We start from the raw sequence: 22,697 nt of genomic DNA, 5'->3' as shown, positions 1-22,697 counted from the left end.
GGCATGACCGGTGTGGAGCGACTCGATGCCCGCGCGATGCTCGACGCGGTGATCGATGAAGGCAGTTGGGAGCCGTGGTCGGCCGACGACGAGTCGGTGCGGACCGGAGCGGCGAGTGTCGGCGGTCGGCGGATCGCCCTGGTGGTCAGTGAGTTCGGCGTGGCCGGCGGATCCATCGGGGCGGTCGCCGGCCGCCGAATCGTTTCGGCCGTGCGGCGGGCGACCACGCGGGAGATGCCGCTGTTGGCGATGCCGGCCTCGGGCGGTACCCGGATGCAGGAGGGCACCCCGGCCTTCCTGCAGATGGCCGCGATCACCGCGGCCGTCGAGGCGCATCGCGAGGCGGGGCTCCTCTACCTGGTGTATCTGCGGCACCCCACCACCGGTGGGGTGTTCGCGTCGTGGGGATCGCTGGGCGACGTGACGTGGGCGCAACCCGATGCGCTCGTCGGCTTCCTCGGCCCCAAGGTGTACGAGGGGATTCACGGCGAACGTTTTCCCGAGGGCGTGCAGACCTCCGAGAATCTGCATCGTCTCGGTGTCGTCGACGATCTGATCGACCCGTCGGGCCTCGGGCGCCGGGTGGCGCGCGTGCTCGAGGCCGTCGACCCGGACGCCGGGGCCGCGCGCCGGATGCCGGCCGGAGAGTTGGCGGCGCAGGTCCACACCGCGTGGGAGGCCGTGGAGTCGACGCGCCGTTCGGGGCGTCCCGGTCTGGCCGAACTCGGTCGGCACCTCGACGCGGTGCGGCTGATCGGCGACGGCGCGGTCCAGGTGGCGTTCGGCCGGGCGGCGGGGCGGCCGATGGTCGTGGTGGGGCAGGACCGCCACCAGCAGGCGCTCGGGCGGACCGTGTCCGTCGGCGAGCTGCGCATCGCCCGTCGGGGCATCGCGCTGGCGCGACGGCTGCGACTGCCCCTGGTGACGGTGATCGACACCGACGGGGGAGAACTCTCGGTGGACGCCGAGGAACGCGGTCTGGCGCGACAGATCGCACTGTGCACGGCCGAGCTTCTCGCCGTCGGCGTGCCGACGCTGTCGATCCTGCTCGGCCAGGGAACCGGGGGAGCGGCGCTGGCGCTGTTCCCCGCCGATCACACCGTGGGCGCGGCGGATGCGTGGTTGTCGCCGCTGCCGCCGGAGGGGGCGAGCGTCATCATGCACGGCGACACCGATGCCGCGGGGCAGATGGCGGCCGACCAGAGCATCTGGGTCCGCGATCTGGCGGCTCTCGGCATCATCGACGAGGTGGCGACGACGCTGGCCGACGTGCTCGGTGCGCTGCAGCGGTGGGCCGCCGCCGACCCGGAGCCCGCGTTCGCCCGTCGAGTCCGCGTCTGACCTCGGCGGACGGTGGGCGGGTCGGCGGTAGAGTCCACGGTTACATGATCCACCCGACGACATGACCCACCCGACGACATGACCCACCCGAGGACATGAACCCACCTGACGATAGGAACCGACCGACGACGCACCCTCGGCCGGTCACGCGGCGCGAGCAGGCGAAGGCCGCGCGCCGCGCCGAGATCCTGGCCGCGGCCGCCCGACAGATCGCGCAGCGCGGCTACAGCGGCGTGCGGTTGGAGGACATCGGCGCCGAGGTGGGTATCAGCGGTCCGGCGATGTATCGGCACTTCGCCTCGAAGTCCGATCTCATCGACGAGATCCTGCTGGAGGTGTCCGAGCGGTTGCACGACGGCGGGCGCGCGGCCGTCGATGCCGGCGGTGATCCCACCGAGGTGCTGCGTCGCCTCATCGACTTCCACATCGACGAGCTCGTGACGAAACCCGATCTGATCAGCGTGCAGGATCGGGACCTGTGGTCGCTGTCGCCGCAGGCGCGGCACCGGGTCCGTTCGCTGCAGCGCCGATACGTGGAGTCCTGGGTGGGGGTGCTGCTCGACCATGCGCGGGAGCGGGGGGTCGAGCTCGAGGCGCTGGAGGCCAGGGTGCGGGTGCACGCGATGTTCGGCTTGCTCAACTCGTCGCCGCGGCTTCCCGATTTTCCGCCCGATCGATTGCGGGATCTGTTGCCGCGGATGGCTTTCGCTGCATTGGACTGCTGACGGCCGTGCTCGGGCGCCGAGTTGTTTCGACAGAACGCTGGACGATGTGAGGGTCCTCACCTACACTCAATTTCAGTTAATGTTCCTTAACTGAAGGGGCCGGGGTGAGTTCACAGCACCGGACGAATGTCGCAGAGCTTCGCGAACGCCTTCGCGTCGCCGCCGTCGGCGGCGGCGAGAAGGCCAGAGCGCGTCACGCCGAACGGGGCAAGCTGCTCCCGCGGGAGCGGATCGACGCGCTGATCGACCCGGGATCGCCGTTCCTGGAGGTGGCGCCGCTGGCCGCACACGGCATGTACGACGACAAGGCGCCCAGCGCGGGTGTGGTCGCCGGCATCGGTCGCATCCACGGACGCGAATGCATGATCGTCGCCAACGACGCCACCGTCTCCGGCGGCACCTACTATCCGATGACCGTCAAGAAGCATCTGCGCGCCCAGGAGATCGCCGGACAGAACCGGCTCCCGTGCATCTACCTGGTCGACTCCGGCGGCGCCATGCTCCTCAACCAGGACGAGGTCTTCCCCGATCGCGAGCACTTCGGCCGGATCTTCTACAACCAGGCCACGATGAGCGCCGCGGGCATCCCGCAGATCTCGGCGGTGCTGGGATCCTCGACCGCCGGCGGCGCATACGTCCCCGCGATGAGCGACGAGAACGTCATCGTCCGGAACCAGGGAACGATCTTCCTGGCGGGGCCGCCGCTGGTGAAGGCCGCCACCGGGGAGGACGTGACCGCCGAAGACCTCGGGGGCGGGACCATGCACTCCACCGTCTCCGGCGTGACCGACCACCTGGTCGACAACGACGAGCAGGCCCTGGCCAAGGTGCGGGAGATCATCGCCACCCTCGGGCCGCGCGAACCCGCGCAGTGGGAGACCACCCCCACCGTGGCGCCGACCCGCGACCAGAGCGACCTGTACGACGTCGTCCCCACCGACCCGCGGATCCCGTACGACGTGCGCGAGGTCATCGAGATCCTGTCCGACGGCGGCCGGTTCACCGAGTTCAAGGCCGGATACGGGACGTCGCTGGTGACCGCGTTCGCGACGCTCCACGGGCACCCCGTCGGCTTCATCGCCAACAACGGGGTCCTGTTCAGCGAGTCGGCGCTCAAGGGCGCCCACTTCATCGAACTCTGCGACCAGCGCCGCATCCCGCTGATCTTCCTGCAGAACATCACCGGCTTCATGGTCGGTCGGCAGTACGAGGAGGGCGGCATCGCCAAGAACGGTGCCAAGATGGTCAACGCCGTCGCCTGTGCCCGCGTCCCCAAGCTCACGGTGATGATCGGCGGCTCGTTCGGTGCCGGCAACTACTCGATGTGTGGCCGCGCCTACTCCCCGCGCTTCCTGTGGATGTGGCCCAACGCCCGCATCTCGGTGATGGGCGGGCCGCAGGCCGCAGACACCCTCGCCACCGTCCGGCGGCGCGGCGTCGAGAGGTCGGGCGACACCTGGTCGGAAGCCGACGAGGAGGCGTTCAAGGAGCCGATCCGCGAGCAGTTCGAGGAGCAGTCCGACGCCTACTACTCCACGGCCCGGCTGTGGGACGACGGCATCATCGACCCCGCCGACACCCGCACGGTGCTCGGCCTGGCATTGGAGTCCTGCCGGTACGCACCGCTCGCCGATCCCGGCTACGGCGTCTTCCGGATGTGAGAGGCGAACACAGATGAATCAGATCGAGACGACCACCCTGCGGAAAGTCCTCGTCGCCAACCGCGGCGAGATCGCCTGCCGGGTGATGAGCACGCTCCACACGATGGGCATCAAATCCGTCGCCGTGTACTCCGACGCCGACGCGGACGCCCCGCACGTCCTCATGGCCGACGAAGCGGTCCGGATCGGCCCGGCGGCGGCCACCGAGAGCTACCTGAGAATCGACGCCGTGGTGGAGGCCGCACGGATCACCGGCGCCGACGCCGTCCACCCCGGGTACGGCTTCCTCTCGGAGAACCAGCAGTTCGCCGCGGCCCTCGCCGAGGCGGGCATCGTCTTCATCGGGCCGCCCGCCGAGGCCATCGCCACGATGGGCGACAAGATCACCGCGCGCGAGGCCGTCACCCGGCGGGACGTTCCGGTGGTGCCGGGCATCTCGCGACCGGGGCTGAGCGACGCAGAGCTCGTCGACGGCGCGCAGGGGGTCGGCTTCCCCGTGCTCATCAAGCCCAGCGCGGGCGGCGGCGGTAAGGGCATGCACCGCGTCGACGACCCGTCCGACCTGGCCGAAGCCCTGGTGACGGCCCGCCGCGAGGCGTCGTCGGCGTTCGGCGACGACACCCTGTTCATCGAGCACTTCGTCCTCACTCCGCGCCACATCGAGGTGCAGATCCTCGCCGACCAGCACGGAAACGTCATCCACCTCGGCGAACGCGAATGCTCACTGCAGCGCAGACACCAGAAGGTCATCGAGGAGGCGCCGTCGGCACTGCTCGACGAGGCCACCCGGGCCCGCATCGGCGAGGCGGCGTGCGATGCCGCGCGCAGCGTCGGTTACACGGGCGCGGGCACCGTCGAGTTCATCGTCTCGGCGGTGCGTCCCGATGAGTTCTTCTTCATGGAGATGAACACGCGGCTGCAGGTGGAGCATCCGGTCACCGAACTGGTGACGGGCGTCGACCTGGTGGAGCAGCAGGTGCGCATCGCCCGCGGCGAGCCGCTGTCGCTCACCCAGGACGACATCGTCCTCACCGGTCACGCCTTCGAGGCCCGCGTGTACGCGGAGGACCCGGGGCAGGGCTTCCTCCCGACCGGCGGCACCGTGGAGCGGCTCTCGTGGCCGCGGACCGGCACGGGCGTCCGCATCGACAGCGGCATCGCCGAGGGGTCGGTGATCGGCAGCGACTACGACCCGATGCTGGCGAAGGTCATCACCTACGGCACCGACCGCGACGAGGCTCTCGACCGACTGGAGGAGGCGCTGTCGGGTACGCGTCTGCTCGGCGTCGTGACCAACATCGACTTCTGCCGGTATGTGATCGCCCAGCAGTCCGTGCGGACGGCGGACCTCGACACCGAGCTGCTCGACCGGATCGCCGTGGACTACAGCGCGCCGCCGCCGGGACCCGAGGCCCTCGTCGCGGGTGCGCTCGGCGGACTGCGACTCGGCGACCCCGACGACCTGTGGTCGTCGGCACTGGGGTTCCGGATCGGCGCCCCGTCCCCGGTCGTCACCCGACTGGTGTCTGCCGGGCATCGCTACACCGTGTCGGCGCAGATCACCGCCGCCGACACCGCCCGGCTCGCGGCCGACGTGACGGTGCGCACCGAGGACGGGGGAAACGCCCCGGCCGCCGAGGACGGCGGGAACACCCCGTGGACGTCGAGCGTCGTCCTGCGCCCGACCCCCGATGCGGGCGTCTTCGACCTGATGGTCGAGGGTCGGCGGCGGCGGTGGGCCGTCCGGGCCGACGACGACGGCCGACGCTGGGTGGCCGGCGATCCGGGAACGTGGATTCTGCACACGGCGCGAGCGCTGACACAGCACGATGAGGGGGACGCGGTGGGCGACGTCGTCAGCCCCATGCCGGGGACCGTCGTCGCGGTGCCCGGAACCGACGGCGCCGCCGTGACGGCGTCCGACGCATTGGTCGTGGTGGAGGCGATGAAGATGGAGCACACTCTCCGCGCGCCGATCGACGGCACGGCGACCGTGAAGGTCCGAGTCGGCGACAAGGTCGACGCGCAGCAGGTCCTCGCGCAAGTCGTCGCGCCAGATCCGACCGACCCAGATCCGACCGGCCCAGATCAGTAGGAGCCGGGCCCGCACGCCGCCGGGCCCGCACACACACGCACGAACTCGACGAAGGAACTCTCACTCTCATGGAATTGACGCAGGAATACACCGACCTGGTCGACAGCGTCCGCGACTTCGCCCAGCAGGTGGTGGCCCCCGTCTCGGCGCAGCACGATCGGGAGAAGACCTTCCCGTACGAGGTCGTCGCCCAGATGGGGCAGATGGGACTGTTCGGGCTGCCGTTCCCGGAAGAGTACGGCGGTATGGGCGGTGACTACTTCGCGCTCGCGCTGGCGTTGGAGGAACTCGGCAAGGTCGACCAGTCCGTGGCGATCACCCTCGAAGCCGGCGTGGGGCTCGGCGCCATGCCCATCTACCGGTTCGGCACCGACGAGCAGAAACAGCGTTGGCTTCCCGACCTCCTCGCGGGCCGGGCGCTCGCCGGGTTCGGTCTCACCGAACCCGGAGCGGGGTCGGACGCCGGTGCGACCGCGACCACCGCGCGCGAAGACGGTGACAGCTGGGTCCTCAACGGCGCCAAGCAGTTCATCACCAACTCGGGAACCGACATCACATCGCTGGTCACCGTCACCGCCGTCACCGGCGCGGCGGGCGACCGCAAGGAGATCTCGACGATCATCGTCCCGTCCGACACCCCGGGGTTCGTCGCCGAACCCGCCTACGACAAGGTCGGCTGGCACGCCTCGGACACCCACCCGCTGAGCTTCTCCGACGCCCGCGTGCCCCGGGAGAACCTCCTCGGCGAACGAGGCCGCGGATACGCCAACTTCCTGTCGATCCTCGACGAGGGCCGCATCGCGATCGCCGGACTGGCCACGGGCGTCGCACAGGGGTGCGTCGACGCGTGCGTGCAGTACGCCCGCGAACGCAAGTCGTTCGGCAAGCCGATCGCCGAATACCAGTCGGTGTCGTTCGCGATCGCACGGATGGAGGCGCGGGCCCACGTGGCGCGGATGGCGTACTACGACGCCGCCGCCAAGATGCTGGCGGGCAAACCCTTCAAGAAGGAGGCGTCCATCGCCAAGATGGTGTCGTCGGAGGCTGCGATGGACAACGCCCGGATGGGCACGCAGATCCACGGCGGTTACGGCTTCATGAACGAGTATCTCGTCTCGCGCCACTACCGTGACTCGAAGATCCTCGAGATCGGCGAGGGCACCACCGAGGTACAGCTCATGCTGATCGCCCGCGCGCTGGGACTGCCGGCATGAGCGCGGACACCGCCGCGAAGCGGATCACCCAGCGGGGACTCTGGTTCGAGGAGTTCGAGATCGGCGCCGTCTACGAGCATCGGCCGGGCCGCACCATCACCGAGGCCGACAACGTCCTGTTCACGACACTGACGATGAACACCCAGGCGCTCCACCTGGATGCCGCGTGGTCGGCGACCCAACCGGGATTCGACGGACAGCGCCTGGTGAACTCCATGCTCACCCTCTCGACGATCGTCGGCCTGTCGGTGGCCCAGCTGACCCAGGGGACGCTGGTGGCCAACCTCGGATTCCACGAGATCGCCTTCCCCGCACCGATGTTCGCCGGTGACACCCTGTACGGCGAGACCGAGTGCACGGGCGCGCGGCTCTCGAAGTCGCGTCCCGGCGAGGGGATCATCGACCTCACCCACATCGGCCGCAACCAGAACGGTGTGATCGTCGCGCGGGCGTCGCGATCCACCCTCGTCCGTGTGCGCCCGGAGGGAGACGAGTGACGATGACCGGCGAGACGACCCCCACCGATCCGCAACCCGGATGGACTCCGGCCGGTCCGGCACTGCTGTTCTGCCCCGCCGACCGGCCCGAACGCTACGGCAAAGCCCTCGACCGCGCGGATGTGGTGATCCTCGACCTGGAGGACGCGGTGGCACCGGCCGACAAGGCGGCGGCGCGCGATTCGCTGATCGCCACACCGGTGGACGCCGACCGGGTGATCGTGCGGATCAACCCCGCCGATTCGCCCGAGCATCCCCTCGACCTCGAGGCCGTCGCGCACACCGGGTACCGGACCGTCATGCAGGCCAAGGTCCAGAGCGCCGACGAGATCACCGGACACGGGATCCCGACGATCGCGCTCATCGAGACACCCCTGGGCGCCGTCCGCGTCGAGGAGATCGCGGCCGCCCCCAACTGCGTCGGACTGATGTGGGGCGCCGAGGACCTCGCGGCGGGGATGGGCGGCACGTCGAGCCGCTTCGGCGACGACGAGGCGCACCCCGGTCGCTACCGTGACGTGGCGCGGCACGTGCGAGCGCGAGTGCGGCTCGCGGCGGCGGCATTCGGCACGGCGGCGATCGACGCCGTCCACATCGACATCGCCGACGTCGACGGGCTGGTCGCCGAGGTCCGCGACGCCGTCGCACAGGGCTACACCGCCACGGCCTGCATCCACCCGAGCCAGGTGGAGCACATCCGCGCCGGCTACGCCCCGTCCGCCGACCGCGTGGCGTGGGCGCACCGGGTGGTCGAGGGCGCCGAGGCCCACGACGGCGGCGTCTTCGCCCTCGACGGTCAGATGATCGACGGCCCGGTGATCGCGCAGGCCCGCGCGATACTGACCAGGGCCGTCGCCGGCTCCTGACGATCACTCGGAAGCTCCACCCCGACTCCCACCCCCGACTCCCACCCCCGACTCCCACCCCCGACTCCCACCCCCGACCCCCACACCCCGAGATCCACGGAGGCACACCATGACCGGCAGCGATCCCCTCTCGTACGCATCGGGCGAGTCCGAACCGCCGCTGTTGACGCACACCATCGGGACCACGCTCGCCGCGACCGCGGCCGCGCACCCCGACTCCGACGCGCTCATCGACGCCGCGGTCGACCGATCGTGGACGTACGCGGAGTTCCGCCGCGACGTGCTCGCCCTGGCCGCCGGTCTGCGGCGGCACGGCGTGCAGACCGGCGACCGGGTGAGCCTGTGGTCGCCGAACCGATTCGAATGGGTGCTCACCCAGTTCGCCGCGGCCGAGATCGGGGCGATCCTGGTGGTCCTCAACCCCTCCTATCGGCGTCACGAACTCCTGTACGCGCTCAAACAGTCGGGGACGTCGCTGGTCTTGGCGGCCGAGAGCTTTCGGGACTCCGACTACGCGCAGATGCTCGCCGACGTCCGCGATCAGGCCGACGACCTGCGCGAGGTGATCCTCTTCGAGTCGGACACCTTCGCGGACATGCTGGCCGCGCCGTCCGACGACGAGCTCGCGCAGATCGCCGAGATCGCGGCCGGTCTGCGCGCGGACGATCCGATCAACATCCAGTACACCTCCGGCACCACCGGATCCCCGAAGGGCGTCACGCTGACGCATGTCAACATCGGCAACAACGGATACATGGTCGGGTCGCTGCTGGAATACACCGAGGCCGACCGCATCTGTCTGCCGGTGCCCTTCTACCACTGCTTCGGGATGGTGATGGGCAACCTCGCGGCCATCGCGTTCGGCTGTGCGATGGTGATCCCCGGGCCGGCGTTCGACCCTCGGGCCGCGCTGAGCGCCGTCGAGAAGTACCGGTGCACCAGCCTGTACGGCGTCCCGACGATGTTCATCGCCGAACTGGCGCTGCTCGACTCCGGGGAGTCGTTCGACCTGTCGACCCTGCGAACCGGGATCATGGCGGGTTCGCCCTGCCCCGAACAGGTGATGCGTCGCGTCATCGACGACATGAACATGTCGCAGGTGTCGATCTGCTACGGAATGACCGAGACCAGCCCGGTGTCGACACAGACCCGGATGGACGACGCCCTCGACCTGCGGGTCGCCACCGTCGGACGGGTCGGACCGCACCTGGAGATCGCGATCGCCGATCCGATGACCGGCGAGATCCTGCCGCGCGGGGAGACCGGTGAGTTCCGGACCCGCGGGTACTCGGTGATGAGGGGCTACTGGAACGACCCGGAGAAGACCGCCGACGCCATCGACCCCGACGGGTGGATGCGGACCGGCGATCTGGGCGTGATGGCCGACGACGGATACGTGCGGATCACCGGCCGCATCAAGGACATGGTGATCCGCGGCGGCGAGAACATCTACCCCCGCGAGATCGAGGAGTTCCTCTACACGCACCCGGACATCGTCGACGCCCAGGTGATCGGGGTGCCCGATGAGAAGTACGGTGAGGAGTTGATGGCGTGGATCCGGCTTCGGGACGGTGCAGACACCCTCGACGCCGACACGGTGCGCGAATTCGCCGCCGGACACATCTCGCGCCACAAGATCCCGAAGTACGTCCACGTGGTCGACGAGTTCCCGATGACCGTCACCGGAAAGGTCCGCAAGGTGGAGATGCGCGAGAAGTCCATCGAGTTCCTGGGGTTGGACGGGTGACGATCTTCGACGCCTTCGCCGCCCGACTCGCCGACCGCACCGGTCGACCGATGTCGTCGTACGACGACGTCTGGACGTATTCGGTCACCGACCTGCCGGGCTTCTGGCGGGCGGTCTGGGATCACTTCGACCTCGACGAGGTGGCCGCCGAACCGCTGCGCGCCGACGCCGAGGCGGTCCTGGCCGACGCCTCGATGCCCGGTGCCGTCTGGTTCCCGGACACCCGCCTCAACTACACCGACGTGGTCCTGCGCAATGCGGGCCTCCCCGGTGAGGCCATCGTCGGTCTCGACGAGGACGGGGTCCGGACCGCCGTCACGTGGGCCGAACTCCCGGCGCGCGTCGGGGCCGTCGCCCGCGCGCTGCGGGACGCCGGCGTCGAACCGGGCGACGTGGTGGCCGCGTACCTGCCGGACATCCCCGAGGCCGTGATCGCCTTCCTGGCGACCGCATCGCTCGGCGCCATCTGGTCGGGCTGCGGTCAGGACTACGCGCCGGAGGGAGCCGCCGGTCGCCTCGCCCAGCTGTCGCCGCGCGTGCTGTTCTCGGCGTCCGGGTACCGCTACAACGGCAAGGACATCGACCGCCGTGCCGAATCGGCGGAGCTCGCCGAACTCCTGGCCGCCGAGTCGGGTCGCCCCGTGACGCACATCGTCGTGGGGGAGCCGGCGGTGGACGCCGAGTCGGCGGTGCGGTGGTCCGACGTGATCGACGCAGAGGCGGCCCCGGGCTCCGAGGCTCCGACGTCGGTGGCGGTGCCCTTCGACCACCCGCTGTGGGTGCTGTTCTCCTCCGGAACCACGGGCCGACCGAAGGGGATCGTGCACGGCCACGGGGGAGTGGTCCTCGAACACCTCAAGGCCACGGCGCTCCAGTCGGATCTCGGCGCGGAGTCCGTGTTCTTCTGGCAGACGGCGCTGAGCTGGATGATGTGGAACTACCAGATCGCCGGACTGCTGGTCGGGGCGCGGATCGTCTGTTACAGCGGTTCGCCGTTGCACCCGGACGCCGACCGCCTGTGGGGGATCGTGGAGCGCGAACGCGTCACCTACTTCGGTACGAGCCCCGGGCAGCTCCAGGCGTCCCGCAAGGCCGGCCTGCACCCGGGGGCCGACCACGACCTGTCGGCGCTGGCGGCGATCGGCAGCACCGGATCGACGCTGGCCGCGGACCTGTTCGACTGGATCGACGAGAACGTCCGCCGCGGTCTTCCGGTGTCGTCGATCAGCGGCGGCACCGACGTCGTGACGGCGTTCGCCGGCGGCACCAGCGGGGTGCCGGTGGTCGCCGGGGAACTGTCGGCCCGCTACCTGGGCGTGAGCCTGGAGAGCTGGTCGCCTGCGGGGCAGCCGCTCGTCGACGAGGTCGGCGAGATGGTGATCACCGCACCGATGCCGTCGATGCCCGTCATGTTCTGGAACGACCCCGACGGCGAGCGGTACCGGAACGCGTACTTCGCGCACGAGTGGGAGGGGCGCGACGCCGCCGACCGGACGCCGGTGTGGCGGCACGGGGACTGGGTGACCGTCACCCGACGCGGGTCCCTGGTGATCCACGGACGCAGCGATGCGACGTTGAACCGGCACGGGATCCGCATGGGATCGGCCGACATCTACGAGGTCGTCGAGGGCATCCCGGAGATCGCGGAGGCCTTCGTCCTCGGGGTCGACGGCCCGCGCGGTGCGTACTGGATGCCGCTGTTCGTCACCCTGGTTCCCGGCGCCGACCTCACCGACGACCTGATCGCGCGGGTGGCCGGCGACATCAAGACGCGGCTCTCGCCCCGCCACGTGCCCGACGAGGTGATCGTGGCCCCCGGCATTCCGCACACGCGGACGGGCAAGAAGCTCGAGGTGCCGGTCACGGCGATTCTCGCGGGCCGCAGCGAGGTCAGCATCGACCCCAAGTCGGTCGACGACTACTCGCTGATCGAGTGGTACGCCCAGCGGGGCCGCGATCACCGCTGGTGATCCGGACGCCGGACGGCCGTGTGCGGCGGGACCCCGCGGTTCTGCACGCGACCGGTCGGGTGTATTAGCGTGGACGGCGTTCGTCGGTCATCCCATCGGGTGGCCGTTGCCTCATGAGGAGTGATCTATGACTTACCCGCAGTCGGGTTCGGGCTACGGCCAGCAGTACGGTCAGCAGGCGGGCTACCAGCCGCCGAGCGCCTACGGTCAGCAGGCCCAGTACGGCCAGCAGGGCCAGTACGACCAGCAGGCCCAGTACGGTCAGCAGGCCCAGGCCCAGTACGGCCAGCAGGCCCAGGACCCGTACGGGCAGCAGTACGCCGCGCAGGCGCAGTACGGCTACCAGCAGCCCAAGGCGCCCAGTCAGGGACTGCCGGCCAACATCAGCACCATCCTCGCCGGCGTGGTCGGCGGCCTCGGCGTCCTGATGCTGTTCCTCGGCTTCCTCGCCGGATACAAGATGTCGTTCCGGGGGTCCTCGGATTCGGTCAAGCTCTTCGAGACCGCCTACTCGGCGCCGTACATCGTGTTCGCGGCCGCCGGTTTCGTGGCCCTCACCTCGCTGCTCCTCGGCAGCGCCAAGTGGGTGGCGAGCATCGTGTTCTCGCTCACCGCGGTCGCCACGTTCGTCACGATCTTCCAGTTCGCGACCCTCGACGGCATGGACAACGGGGTCGGCGCGATCCTGTTGCTCGTGTTCACGATCCTCGCCCTCATCGCGGCGATCGTGTGGCTCCTGGTGGAGGGCGGCCAGCTCACCGTGGCCCCGCCCGCAGCCGGAACGCCCGCTGCCGCCGCGGCAGCGCCGTCGACCGATGCCGCGGCATACGGCTACGGTTCCTACGGCCAGCAGGACCAGGCGCAGTCGGGCGCCGGAACGTATCAGCCGGGCACGTACCAGGCGGGCACGTACCAGGCCGGGTCGTACCAGGCCACGCAGTACGGCCAGCAGCAGACGCCGGCACCGTCGTACGGGCAGACCGAGATCGTCTCCACCGACTCGACGGCCGACGCCGCCGAGGGCGCGACGACCGCGTTCCCCAAGCCCGAGAGCGGCAACGCCGATCAGCAGTGACCCCGATGAGGGTGTGACCCCGATCAGGCCCGGTCCCCGACGCGGGGGCCGGGCCTGATCCGTGCCGGGCCGGAGGTCTTCGGTGCGCTGGAGGTCGTCTGTGCTGAACTCGTGTGCGGGGTGAAAGCTGTGGGTTCCCCCGCAATCGCCGCCGCGTGCGGCGCGTCGCGATGTCGGCGCCGGTGACGACATGCCACCCTCGTAGGTGATGCCCGCGCCGACCAGTGACTCGCTCGCGACCCGCCTCCGGCGGGTCCGCGTCGCACGTCGCGCCGATGCCGAACCCCGCGTCCAGGCCACCTGGGACGTCGTCCGCGTCGGCGTCACCGTCCCCACCGTCGCGTGGCTGATCATCGCCGTCGCCATCGCGGTCGTGCAGCTGTCCGCGGGCGCCGGCCTGACGGGACTGGGGTCGGCCACCGCCGCGGGCTGGCTGGCCGCCAACCAGACGGCGCTCAACCTCGGTGGTGTCACGATCAGCGTGCTGCCGCTGGTCCCGACCCTCCTCGTCGCGCTGGGCACGCTGCGCGTGGTGCGGCGGGCGACGGCCACGGCGGCCACGACCGGCGAACTGCTGCGAATCGGCGGCATCGCGGTAGCGGGCCCCCTCGTGGCGACAGCGCTGGGACTCGCCGTGATCGCCGAGGGGACGGCGTCGGGCCCGGTCGGCAACCCGAACCCGCTCGGGGCGTTCGTCACGACACTGGTGGTCCACGGCGTCGCCGCCGTCATCGGCGTGATCCCGCGCATCGCGGAACCGTTCTTCGAGGAGTTCGCGATCTCACCGACCGACCGGGTCGGGACGCGCGCCGGGACCGCCGCCTTCTTCGTCCTCCTCGGCGGCGGGGCGCTGGCCGTCCTCGCGTCGTTCGTCATCCACTTCCGGCGCGTCGGCGAGCTGACCGACCTCGGACACGGATTCGACGGCTACCTCGGGCTCACGGTGCTGTCGATCCTGTACCTGCCGAACGTCGTCATCGGGGCGGCCGCCGTCGCGTGCGGTGCGAGCGCCTCGCTCGGCGGCACACTCGTCGACGCCTTCAGCACACATGCGGGCGCGATGCCGCCGCTGCCGATCGCCGCCCTCGTGCCGCAGGACGACATGGGGGCGGCGGGAGCGCTGCTGTTCATCGTCCCGGTGACCGCGGGCGTCCTGATCGGCCGCGTCACCCGCAGCGCCGACGTCCTCGCGCACCTGCGTGCCGTGGCGGTCGCGGTCGCGGTCGTGTCAGGACTGGTCGTCGTCGCAACGGGGGTCGCCGGCGGCCAGGTCGGAGAACTCGGGCACGCGGGTGTCAACGCCCCGCTGTCCGGCGTGTTCGTGGTGGCCTCCCTCGGGGTCACCGCACTGGTGTACGTGGGGGCCGGGTGGCTGTTCGGATCGCTGCGCGAACGTCGCGGAGCCGACCGCGGCGACGACGACTTCGATCTCGACGGACTGCTCGACGGGGACGCCGATCTCGATGACGATGCCTATACCTATACCGATACCGATACCGATACCGGCGCCGATGCCGATGCCGATGTCGAGGGGGAGTCGGTGGACGTCGATGGCGCCGCGACGACCTCCGACGCCGATCCCGACGACACCGACACCGGCACCGGCACCGAGGACGACAGCGGCGAGGAGCTGGACCCCTCCGGCCCACCCGGAACCGCGGCGGACCGGGGAACTAAGCTGTAGTCCGTGACATCAGCCCCGGACGAACGCGTACCCGTGGTGGTCATGGCGTCCGGCGCCGGATCGCTGATGGCCGCCGTTCTCGACGCATCGGTCACGACCGGCGCGTCGTTCCGCGTCGTCGGCGTCGTCGTCGACCGAGAGTGCGGCGCCGCCGAACGCGCGCTCGACGCAGGCCTCCCCGCGGTGCTCTGCGAACCCGGCGACTATCCGGACCGGGCGGCCTGGGACGAGGCCCTCGCCGCCGCCGTCGCCGAACTGGACCCGCAGTGGGTGGTGACCGCCGGATTCATGAAGATCCTCGGGCCCCGATTCCTCGACCGTTTCGGCGGCCGAATCGTCAACTCCCACCCCGCGTTGCTCCCCGCGTTCGCCGGAGCACACGGGGTGACCGACGCCCTCGCGTACGGCGTCAAAGTCACCGGCACCACGGTCCACCTGGTGGACGCGGGCGTCGACACCGGACCGATCCTCGCGCAGCGCACCGTGGAGGTGCTGCCCGAGGACACCGACGACACCCTTCACGAACGCATCAAAGAAGTCGAACGCGTGCTGCTGCCGGACGTGCTGCATGCGATCGTCACCCGTGGCGTAGTCACAGACGGACGAAAGGCACACATCAAGTGAATGCACCCGCAGCAGCCTCCGGAGCACGCGCCGTCACGCGCGCCCTGGTCAGCGTGTACGACAAGAGCGGTCTGGCGGAACTCGCGACCGCGCTGCACGCCGCAGGCGTGGAGATCGTCTCCACCGGCTCCACCGCCAAGACCATCGCCGACGCCGGCGTACCCGTCGTCGAGGTCAGCGAGCTCACCGGCTTCCCCGAATGCCTCGAGGGGCGCGTCAAGACGCTGCATCCGCGCGTGCACGCGGGCATCCTCGCCGACACCCGCAAAGACGATCACCTCAGCCAGCTCGACGAGCTCGGGGTGGCGCCCTTCGAGCTGGTGATCGTGAACCTGTACCCGTTCGCGCAGACCGTCGCATCGGGCGCCGGCCCCGACGAGTGCGTCGAGCAGATCGACATCGGCGGCCCGTCGATGGTTCGCGCCGCCGCCAAGAACCACCCGTCGGTCGGCGTCGTCGTCGACCCCGCCGACTACGCGCTGGTCACCGCGGCCGTGGCCGGCGACGGCTTCACCCTCGCCCAGCGCAAGCAACTCGCCGCCAAGGCTTTCCGCCACACCGCCGACTACGATGTCGCCGTCGCCTCGTGGATGAGCACCGTCGTCGCCCCCGACGAACCCGGTGACCCGGACGCCGGCGACCGTGATGCGGGCGGCGACACCACACCGGACTCGTTCCCGGTGTGGACCGGAGCCACCTGGAGGCGGTCGGCCACGCTGCGCTACGGCGAGAACCCCCACCAGCGAGCCGCGCTGTACGTCGACACCGACGGCGCGCCGGGACTCGCCGAAGCCCAGCAGTTGCACGGCAAGGAGATGTCGTTCAACAACTACACCGACGGCGACGCCGCCTGGCGTGCTGCATACGACCACGCCGAACCCGCGGTCGCGATCATCAAACACGCCAACCCGTGCGGCATCGCCGTCGGCGCCGACATCGCCGAAGCGCACCGACGGGCGCACGCCTGCGACCCGGTCAGCGCCTACGGCGGAGTCATCGCCACCAACCGCGAGGTGTCGGTGGAGATGGCCGAACAGGTCGCCGAGATCTTCACCGAGGTCATCATCGCTCCGGGCTACGCCGACGGCGCCGTCGACGTCCTGACACGCAAGAAGAACATCCGCATCCTCATCGCGCAGGCGCCGGGCGACGCCGGGTTGGAGATGCGCCCGGTGTCCGGTGGGCTGCTGGTGCAGGAGCGCGACGTGATCGACGCCGACGGCGACGACCCGACGAACTGGACTCTGGCGACAGGCGACGCCGCCGACGCCGACACCCTGCGCGACCTCGTCTTCGCGTGGCGTGCCTGCCGCGCGGTGAAGTCGAACGCGATTCTCCTCGCAGCGGACGGCGCGTCCGTGGGAGTCGGAATGGGGCAGGTCAACCGCGTGGACTCCGCACACCTGGCGGTGCAGCGCGCCGGCGACCGCGCCGCCGGATCGGTCGGTGCCTCCGACGCCTTCTTCCCGTTCCCCGACGGTCTGCAGGTCCTGATCGACGCCGGCGTCCGGGCCGTCGTCCAACCGGGCGGCTCGGTCCGTGACAACGAGGTCATCGACGCGGCGAAGGCCGCGGGCGTCACGATGTACCTCACCGGCGCCCGCCACTTCGCGCACTGACCGCCCTCGCGCTGCTCGGCCTCGTCGCCGCCGGTTTCACCGCCGGCGTGGTCGGGTATGTGACCGGGCTGGCGTCCATCGTCAGCTATCCGGCGCTGCTCGCCTTCGGGCTGAGCCCGCTGTCCGCCAACGTCACCAACACCGTCGCGTTGGTCGCCAGCGGCGTCGGCAGCTTCGCGAAGTCGGGCCGCGACCTCACCGCGGGCGACGGCGGCCGGTCGTTGGCGACGTCATCGCTGGTGGCGCTGGCCGGTGGCGCCGTCGGAGCGGCACTGCTGCTCACCGCGCCCGACGACACGTTCAGCGCGATCGTGCCGTACCTGGTCGCGCTCGCCGCGATCGCGCTGCTGGTCCAGCCGTACCTGCGACGCCTGCTGGACCGCGGGGGTGACAGCCCGCGCTGGTGGATCGTCGCGGTCTTCGTCGTCTCCATCTACGGCGGCTACTTCGGCGCCGGGGCCGGCGTCATCTTCCTGGCGCTCGCGATGCTGCTCACCAGCCTGCCGCTGTGGCATTCGGTGCTCCTGAAGTCGGCTTTGCTCGGGGTGGCGAACGCCGTCGCCGCCGTCGCCTTCCTGATCTTCGGGCCCGTCGACCCGGCCGCGGCCGCGGCGATGGGCATCGGGTGCTTCCTCGGCGGATGGACGGGACCACCGATCGTCGCCCGACTCCCCGCCGAACCGCTGCGGATCGCCATCGGCGTCTGCGGTCTGGGACTGGCGGTGTGGCTCGGCGTCTCCGGGTGACGCCCGGATGATCCCCGCCGATGATTGGCGATCGTCGCCGAGATCGTGCGCGCGCACGGCGGCACCGTGCGGGTCGACGACGCGCCGGCCGGCGGTGCGCGATTGCGCGTCGAAGTGCCGGGCCCCGAGTGAGGGGCGTCGAGCACCCCGTCCGACGCCGGGTCAGGGGATCGCGCGGCGCAACGTCAGGTACGCCAGCCCCGAGAGGGCGGCGACCACGACGAGCCCCGTGACGCCGACCCCGACCGGTGTCATCCCGGCCAGCCACGAGCCCACCGACGTCCACCCGTCGGCCAGGCTGATGCCGAGGACGGCGAGAGCCGCCGCCACCGCGAAGCCGACTGCGATCACGACCAGCCACAGCATCCCGAAACGCTTGTAGACGGTCGCCGCCAGGAACCCGACGGTGAACGTCAGCAGCGGAGCCATGAAGTACAGCACCGTCGCGCCGACCGCTCCGCCGCCCCAGACCCAGGGGACGGCGAAGAAGTAGCCGTCGATCCCCCAGCCGTCGGTGGCCTTCTCGATGAGACCGCCGATCAGATACACCACCGCCAGCAGGGCGGCCGCGCCCACCGCCGTGAGGGTGGTCCCGAGGTAGAACTCGCGGCGGGTGACGCTCATTGCCTGGGAGAACGGGAACGTCATCGACAACGCCTGCACCCCGACCACCGCGAAATACCACAGGGGCGCCTGGGCGCCGCCGCCGTACATCGGTTCGGTGAGGTCGTCCACGGAGACGTCGATCGCGATGTAGATGACCAGTGAGATCGCGAAGGCCGCGGCGAAGATGATCAGGGGCAGCCAGATGAAGGTCTTGCGGTTGATCAACTGCATCCGGGCCACGTTGAGTGTGCGGTTCATCGTTGGGCTCCCTTCGGGGTGCCCGCCGGTCGGTCGGCGGCGCGTCGGGTGAGGCGGACGATCAGTTCCTGCAGTGCGACGGGCGCCGTGGAGAGGCCGGCCGCGGTGAGGGCGGCCTGGTCGGCGTCGGACAGCGTTCCGAGCACGGTGGCCGAGGCGACCGAGCCCAGCCGCTCGCGGTGGAGTTCCTCGCGGTCGCCGATGACGGCGTCGACGCGGCTCTCGGGACCGACGACCGTGAACGCGGTGCCGCGCAGATCGTCGGCCGTCGCGTCGAGGACCAGGCGGCCGGCATCGAGGACGAGGACCCGTTCGATCAGATCGGAGACCTCGTCGATGAGGTGACTCGAGAGCAGGATGGTCCGCGGATGCGCGGTGTAGTCCTCGATGAGTCGGTCGTAGAAGCTCTGCCGCGCCACGGCGTCCAGGCCCAGATACGGTTCGTCGAAGAAGGTGATCTCGGCACGGGACGCGAGGCCGATGATGACGCCGACGGCGGACAGCTGACCCCGCGAGAGCTTCTTGATGCGTGTGCCCACCGGGAGCCGGAACTCGTCGACGAGCTCGTCGGCCAGATCCTGATCCCAGCGGGGGAAGAACAGTCGGGCCATCTGAAAGGCGTGTGCGGGGACGGAGTCCTCCGGGTACGTCTGCCCCTCGCGGACGAAGCACATCCGGGACAGGACGCGGGGATTCTCGTAGGCGCTCTCCCCATACGTGAAGCCGTGTCCCGAGGTCGCGAAGTTCTGGGCGGTGAGGATCGACATCAGCGTGGTCTTGCCTGCGCCGTTGCGTCCGAAGAGTCCGCAGATGGCGTGCTCGGGGATGTCGAAGGTCACCTCGTCGAGGGCGAGTTCGGTGCCGTACCGCTTGGTGAGCCCGCGCGCGCTCAGTGCGGTGCGGGCCGCAACGGTGGTGGTCGTCATGGCCGGTCTCCTTGGTGGTCGAGCGGGGTGGTGGCCCGCGCGCTGATCAGGGTGATGACGTCGTCGGGGGTGAGGCCGAGGCGGCGGGCCTCGGCCAACAGCGGGGTGAGGTAGCGGTCGGCGAAGGATTCCTGCCGACGGCGCCGCAGCGCCGCCCGAGCTCCCGTCGCGACGAACATGCCGACTCCCCGCCTCTTGTAGAGGATCTCCTCGTCGACGAGGAGATTGATGCCCTTGGCGGCCGTGGCCGGGTTGATCCGGTAGAAGGCCGCGAGTTCGTTGGTGGACGGGGCCCGTGTCTCCTCGGCGAGGCTCCCGTCGATGATCGAATCGGCGATGTGGTCGGCGACCTGCTGGAAGATCGCCCTCCCGTCCTCGATCATCGTCACATCCTTGTTGGTTGGTTAATTAGTCGACTAACTAACCATGTAACTAGACGGGGTCGGATGTCAAGGGGCGCGACGGTACCCTCACGATCCGTGACCGATCGACGAATGCCGGCCGAGACCGTGAAGGCCGAGACCGTGCAGGCTCTCCGATGCCCCTGCGGGACCGGCGAGACCATCGCGGCATGCTGCGGCCGCTACCTCGTCGGTGCGGGCGCAGGCCGCCCCGCACCCACCGCCGAAGCGCTGATGCGCAGCAGATTCACCGCCTTCGCCGTGGGTGACGAGACGCACCTGCTCGCCACCTGGCACGCCGACACGCGCCCGGAGTCATGCCCGACCGACCCCGACACGAGGTGGCTCCACCTCGCCGTCGACGACGTCGTCGACGGCAGCCCCTTCCACACCGCGGGCGTCGTGGAGTTCACCGCCGTGTACCGCGACGCCGACGGACGCGGGACCCTCCGCGAACGCAGCAGATTCGTGCGCGAGAGCGGTGCGTGGTTCTACGTCGACGGCGACGTCCACCGCGGATCGCGGCCCGAGAACGCGATCACCTGATCGGTCGCGTCGGCGTCGGCGGGTGCGTCGACGGCCGCACCGAAGACACTCGGCCGACGGGTCACCTCGTCCGGAATCGACGCGAACAGCGCCCGGATGAACTCGATCGCAGGCTCCGGGAACCGGACGGCCCGCCCGGCCGCGGCACCCAGGTCCCATCCGTGGAGGAACAGGTCGACGGCCGGAAACGACAGTCCGTCGCGCACCGTGCGCGGACCCATCGGCGAGTCGACGACCCGATCCAGGTCGCCGACGTCGGTGAGGGCGTCACGCGCATCGGCCGCCACCGCGTCCCACCAGTCACGGGGCGGACCGTCGAGCGCCGCCGACGGCGGATGATGCGGCTCGAACTCCAACTCGCCGCCCCGCAGGATCCGCGACCCCATCGCGGTGGCCTCGCCGACGTGCCCGAGGACGTCGAGCGCCGTCCACCCGGCACAGGGCGACGACGAACGCCACCGGCCGTCCGGGATGCCGTGGACGACCTCCGTGAAGAAGTCGATTCCGCGGTCGTAGGTCTCCAGTGCGTTCCAGCTCATGATGTCCGTTCCGTTGTCTGCGGGTGCACCGACAGTAGCGCTCGGATACGACAGCGCGCGCCGTTTCGCCCCCGCCCCGGCGGCGTCGCCACCAGGTAGCGTGGAAGCCGTGGCTGAGACCGACTTCGACACCCCCCGCCCCGACCCGACGACCCTCGGCGACCTGCGCGCCTCGGGACACGTGGAACGCGGCGTCCGGGACGAGATCCGCAACAATCTGCTGACCGCACTGCGGGCAGGCGACGACCCGTGGGCCGGCATCGTCGGCTTCGACGACACCGTGATCCCACAGGTCGAGCGGGCACTGATCGCCGGGCACGACGTGGTGATGCTCGGCGAGCGCGGACAGGGCAAGACCCGGCTCCTGCGCACCCTCGCCGGGCTGCTCGACGAGTGGACGCCCGTGATCGACGGCTCCGAACTCGACGAACACCCCTACACGCCGATCCTGCCCGCCTCGATCCGGCGGGCCGCCGAACTCGGCGACGACCTGCCGGTGTCCTGGCGCCACCGCAGCGAACGCTACCGGGAGAAGCTCGCGACCCCCGACACCTCGGTGGCCGACCTCGTCGGCGACGTCGACCCGATGAAGGTCGCGCAAGGGCGCAGCCTCGGCGACCCCGAGACCATCGCCTTCGGTCTCATCCCGCGGTCGCACCGCGGAATCATCGCGATCAACGAGCTTCCCGACCTCTCCGAACGCATCCAGGTCGCCATGCTCAACGTGATGGAGGAGCGCGACATCCAGGTGCGCGGATACAGCCTGCGGCTGCCGCTCGACGTGCTGGTCACGGCCAGCGCGAACCCGGAGGACTACACCAACCGCGGTCGCATCATCACACCGCTCAAGGACCGGTTCGGCGCCGAGGTGCGCACCCACTACCCGCTCGACCTCGACGATGAGACCGACGTCATCGAGCAGGAGGCCGACATGGTGGCCTCCGTGCCGTCCTACCTCGTCGAGATCCTCGCCCGCTTCACCCGATACGCCCGTGAGCACCCGTCGATCGACCAGCGGTCGGGGGTGTCGGCGCGCTTCTCCATCGCGGGCGCCGAGACGGTCGCCGCCGCCGCACTGCACCGCAGCGCCGTCGCCGGCGAACAGTTCCCCGTCGCCCGCCCCATCGACCTCCAGGCCGTGATCGAAGTGCTCCGCGGCAAGGTCGAGTTCGAGTCCGGCGAGGAGGGCCGGGAACTCGAGATCCTCGACTACCTGCTGCGGAAGTCGGTGGCCGACACGGTGCGCGCCCGCCTCGGCGGCGTCGACATGCGACCCCTGGTGACGACCCTCGAATCCGGGGAGCAGGTCCTCACCGGCGACCGCGTCCCCGCCGCCGAGGTCCTCACCGCCCTCGGCGAGGCCGACGACGTGACCGCGGTGATCGACGAGATCGCCCAACGCCTCGGAGCGACCGACCCCGCCGAACGCGCCGGCGTCGCCGAACTGGCCCTCGAAGGCCTGTACCTGGCACGTCGCATCGACAAGGACGCCGACGAGTACGGCCGGACCGCGTACCTCGTCGGCCAGGACGACGAAGAAGCGGTGTGACGGCGATG

The 22,697-nt window shown here is 70.3% G+C and carries 20 protein-coding genes; 16 read left to right on the top strand and 4 right to left on the bottom strand.

The genetic code is table 11. From position 1 onward, the window contains the following. The first annotated feature begins 3 nt into the window (after positions 1–3). The 14 genes from G528_RS0109545 to G528_RS0109480 all read left to right on the top strand — a co-directional run bounded on the left by G528_RS0109545 (position 4) and on the right by G528_RS0109480 (position 17,864). A complete protein-coding gene (locus G528_RS0109545) occupies positions 4–1,341 on the top strand; it encodes a carboxyl transferase domain-containing protein (RefSeq protein WP_026918771.1) in 1,338 nt (445 codons plus the stop codon). Positions 1,342–1,436: 95 nt separating this feature from the next. After that, positions 1,437–2,066, top strand: a complete 630-nt coding sequence (locus G528_RS0109540; protein ID WP_026918770.1) for a TetR/AcrR family transcriptional regulator — start codon at positions 1,437–1,439, stop codon at positions 2,064–2,066. Between the two features lie 104 nt (positions 2,067–2,170). After that, on the top strand, positions 2,171–3,727 hold the full coding sequence (locus G528_RS0109535; RefSeq protein WP_026918769.1) for a carboxyl transferase domain-containing protein: 1,557 nt from the start codon (positions 2,171–2,173) through the stop codon (positions 3,725–3,727). Between the two features lie 13 nt (positions 3,728–3,740). Beyond that, positions 3,741–5,822, top strand: a complete 2,082-nt coding sequence (locus G528_RS0109530; RefSeq protein WP_035719586.1) for an acetyl/propionyl/methylcrotonyl-CoA carboxylase subunit alpha — start codon at positions 3,741–3,743, stop codon at positions 5,820–5,822. 68 nt (positions 5,823–5,890) lie between these two features. Next, on the top strand, positions 5,891–7,036 hold the full coding sequence (locus G528_RS0109525; RefSeq protein ID WP_026918767.1) for an acyl-CoA dehydrogenase family protein: 1,146 nt from the start codon (positions 5,891–5,893) through the stop codon (positions 7,034–7,036). Next, positions 7,033–7,533, top strand: coding sequence for a MaoC family dehydratase (locus tag G528_RS0109520; protein WP_026918766.1), 501 nt, complete (start codon positions 7,033–7,035; stop codon positions 7,531–7,533). The genes G528_RS0109525 and G528_RS0109520 overlap by 4 nt, the downstream gene beginning before the upstream one ends. A gap of 2 nt (positions 7,534–7,535) precedes the next feature. After that, positions 7,536–8,399 (top strand): HpcH/HpaI aldolase/citrate lyase family protein, encoded by an 864-nt coding sequence (locus G528_RS0109515; protein WP_026918765.1) that lies wholly within the window; start codon positions 7,536–7,538, stop codon positions 8,397–8,399. Positions 8,400–8,508: 109 nt separating this feature from the next. Continuing rightward, a complete protein-coding gene (locus G528_RS0109510) occupies positions 8,509–10,146 on the top strand; it encodes an AMP-binding protein (protein WP_026918764.1) in 1,638 nt (545 codons plus the stop codon). 50 nt (positions 10,147–10,196) lie between these two features. Next, on the top strand, positions 10,197–12,116 hold the full coding sequence (locus G528_RS0109505) for an acetoacetate--CoA ligase (RefSeq protein ID WP_051198634.1): 1,920 nt from the start codon (positions 10,197–10,199) through the stop codon (positions 12,114–12,116). Positions 12,117–12,243: 127 nt separating this feature from the next. Next, positions 12,244–13,191 (top strand): DUF5336 domain-containing protein, encoded by a 948-nt coding sequence (locus G528_RS0109500; protein ID WP_026918762.1) that lies wholly within the window; start codon positions 12,244–12,246, stop codon positions 13,189–13,191. 208 nt (positions 13,192–13,399) lie between these two features. After that, positions 13,400–14,875: a cell division protein PerM gene (locus tag G528_RS17065; RefSeq protein ID WP_051198609.1), complete on the top strand. Its 1,476-nt coding sequence runs from the start codon at positions 13,400–13,402 to the stop codon at positions 14,873–14,875. Positions 14,876–14,917: 42 nt separating this feature from the next. Further along, positions 14,918–15,499, top strand: a complete 582-nt coding sequence (purN, locus tag G528_RS0109490; RefSeq protein WP_051198632.1) for a phosphoribosylglycinamide formyltransferase — start codon at positions 14,918–14,920, stop codon at positions 15,497–15,499. After that, entirely contained in the window at positions 15,496–17,118 is a 1,623-nt protein-coding gene (gene purH / locus G528_RS0109485; protein ID WP_026918760.1) for a bifunctional phosphoribosylaminoimidazolecarboxamide formyltransferase/IMP cyclohydrolase, read from the top strand. The genes purN and purH overlap by 4 nt, the downstream gene beginning before the upstream one ends. Then, positions 17,115–17,864, top strand: coding sequence for a sulfite exporter TauE/SafE family protein (locus tag G528_RS0109480; protein ID WP_026918759.1), 750 nt, complete (start codon positions 17,115–17,117; stop codon positions 17,862–17,864). Before purH ends, G528_RS0109480 begins: the two co-directional genes overlap by 4 nt. A gap of 162 nt (positions 17,865–18,026) precedes the next feature. Here the strand turns inward: G528_RS0109480 and G528_RS0109470 are convergent, their stop codons facing one another. The 3 genes from G528_RS0109470 to G528_RS0109460 are packed head-to-tail and all read right to left on the bottom strand — an operon-like array spanning position 18,027 to position 20,037. Further along, positions 18,027–18,728, bottom strand: coding sequence for a hypothetical protein (locus G528_RS0109470; RefSeq protein WP_026918758.1), 702 nt, complete (start codon positions 18,726–18,728; stop codon positions 18,027–18,029). Continuing rightward, positions 18,725–19,654 carry an ATP-binding cassette domain-containing protein gene (locus G528_RS0109465; RefSeq protein WP_026918757.1) on the bottom strand — a complete coding sequence of 310 codons (930 nt, stop codon included), beginning with the start codon at positions 19,652–19,654 and terminating at the stop codon, positions 18,725–18,727. Before G528_RS0109465 ends, G528_RS0109470 begins: the two co-directional genes overlap by 4 nt. Beyond that, positions 19,651–20,037 (bottom strand): GntR family transcriptional regulator, encoded by a 387-nt coding sequence (locus G528_RS0109460; protein ID WP_026918756.1) that lies wholly within the window; start codon positions 20,035–20,037, stop codon positions 19,651–19,653. The genes G528_RS0109465 and G528_RS0109460 overlap by 4 nt, the downstream gene beginning before the upstream one ends. Positions 20,038–20,148: 111 nt before the next feature. On the opposite strand from G528_RS0109460, the gene G528_RS0109455 reads away from it, so the two are divergent. After that, positions 20,149–20,601, top strand: coding sequence for a YchJ family protein (locus G528_RS0109455; protein WP_051198608.1), 453 nt, complete (start codon positions 20,149–20,151; stop codon positions 20,599–20,601). On the opposite strand, the gene G528_RS0109450 is transcribed toward G528_RS0109455, so the two are convergent. Further along, positions 20,547–21,140, bottom strand: a complete 594-nt coding sequence (locus G528_RS0109450) for a TIGR03086 family metal-binding protein (RefSeq protein WP_026918754.1) — start codon at positions 21,138–21,140, stop codon at positions 20,547–20,549. The genes G528_RS0109455 and G528_RS0109450 overlap by 55 nt on opposite strands. A 100-nt stretch (positions 21,141–21,240) precedes the next feature. On the opposite strand from G528_RS0109450, the gene G528_RS0109445 reads away from it, so the two are divergent. Further along, positions 21,241–22,689, top strand: coding sequence for a sigma 54-interacting transcriptional regulator (locus tag G528_RS0109445; RefSeq protein WP_051198607.1), 1,449 nt, complete (start codon positions 21,241–21,243; stop codon positions 22,687–22,689). Positions 22,690–22,697 lie beyond the last annotated feature (8 nt).

Source organism: Gordonia shandongensis DSM 45094 (genome assembly GCF_000423025.1).
GTDB classification, from domain to species: domain Bacteria; phylum Actinomycetota; class Actinomycetes; order Mycobacteriales; family Mycobacteriaceae; genus Gordonia; species Gordonia shandongensis.
This window is presented reverse-complemented; position numbering and strand designations above follow the sequence as displayed.

Coding starts and splice junctions, on each gene's coding strand:
- G528_RS0109525 (WP_026918767.1), top strand. CDS start 5,891: ATGGAATTGACGCAGGAATACACCGACCTGGTCGACAGCGTCCGCGAC.
- G528_RS0109505 (WP_051198634.1), top strand. CDS start 10,197: ATGTCGTCGTACGACGACGTCTGGACGTATTCGGTCACCGACCTGCCG.
- G528_RS0109450 (WP_026918754.1), bottom strand. CDS start 21,140: ATGAGCTGGAACGCACTGGAGACCTACGACCGCGGAATCGACTTCTTC.
- purN (WP_051198632.1), top strand. CDS start 14,918: ATGGCGTCCGGCGCCGGATCGCTGATGGCCGCCGTTCTCGACGCATCG.
- G528_RS0109465 (WP_026918757.1), bottom strand. CDS start 19,654: ATGACGACCACCACCGTTGCGGCCCGCACCGCACTGAGCGCGCGCGGG.
- G528_RS0109460 (WP_026918756.1), bottom strand. CDS start 20,037: ATGATCGAGGACGGGAGGGCGATCTTCCAGCAGGTCGCCGACCACATC.
- G528_RS0109515 (WP_026918765.1), top strand. CDS start 7,536: ATGACCGGCGAGACGACCCCCACCGATCCGCAACCCGGATGGACTCCG.
- G528_RS0109545 (WP_026918771.1), top strand. CDS start 4: ATGACCGGTGTGGAGCGACTCGATGCCCGCGCGATGCTCGACGCGGTG.
- G528_RS0109520 (WP_026918766.1), top strand. CDS start 7,033: ATGAGCGCGGACACCGCCGCGAAGCGGATCACCCAGCGGGGACTCTGG.
- G528_RS0109510 (WP_026918764.1), top strand. CDS start 8,509: ATGACCGGCAGCGATCCCCTCTCGTACGCATCGGGCGAGTCCGAACCG.
- G528_RS0109500 (WP_026918762.1), top strand. CDS start 12,244: ATGACTTACCCGCAGTCGGGTTCGGGCTACGGCCAGCAGTACGGTCAG.
- G528_RS17065 (WP_051198609.1), top strand. CDS start 13,400: ATGCCCGCGCCGACCAGTGACTCGCTCGCGACCCGCCTCCGGCGGGTC.
- G528_RS0109470 (WP_026918758.1), bottom strand. CDS start 18,728: ATGAACCGCACACTCAACGTGGCCCGGATGCAGTTGATCAACCGCAAG.
- G528_RS0109540 (WP_026918770.1), top strand. CDS start 1,437: ATGAACCCACCTGACGATAGGAACCGACCGACGACGCACCCTCGGCCG.
- G528_RS0109530 (WP_035719586.1), top strand. CDS start 3,741: ATGAATCAGATCGAGACGACCACCCTGCGGAAAGTCCTCGTCGCCAAC.
- G528_RS0109455 (WP_051198608.1), top strand. CDS start 20,149: ATGCCGGCCGAGACCGTGAAGGCCGAGACCGTGCAGGCTCTCCGATGC.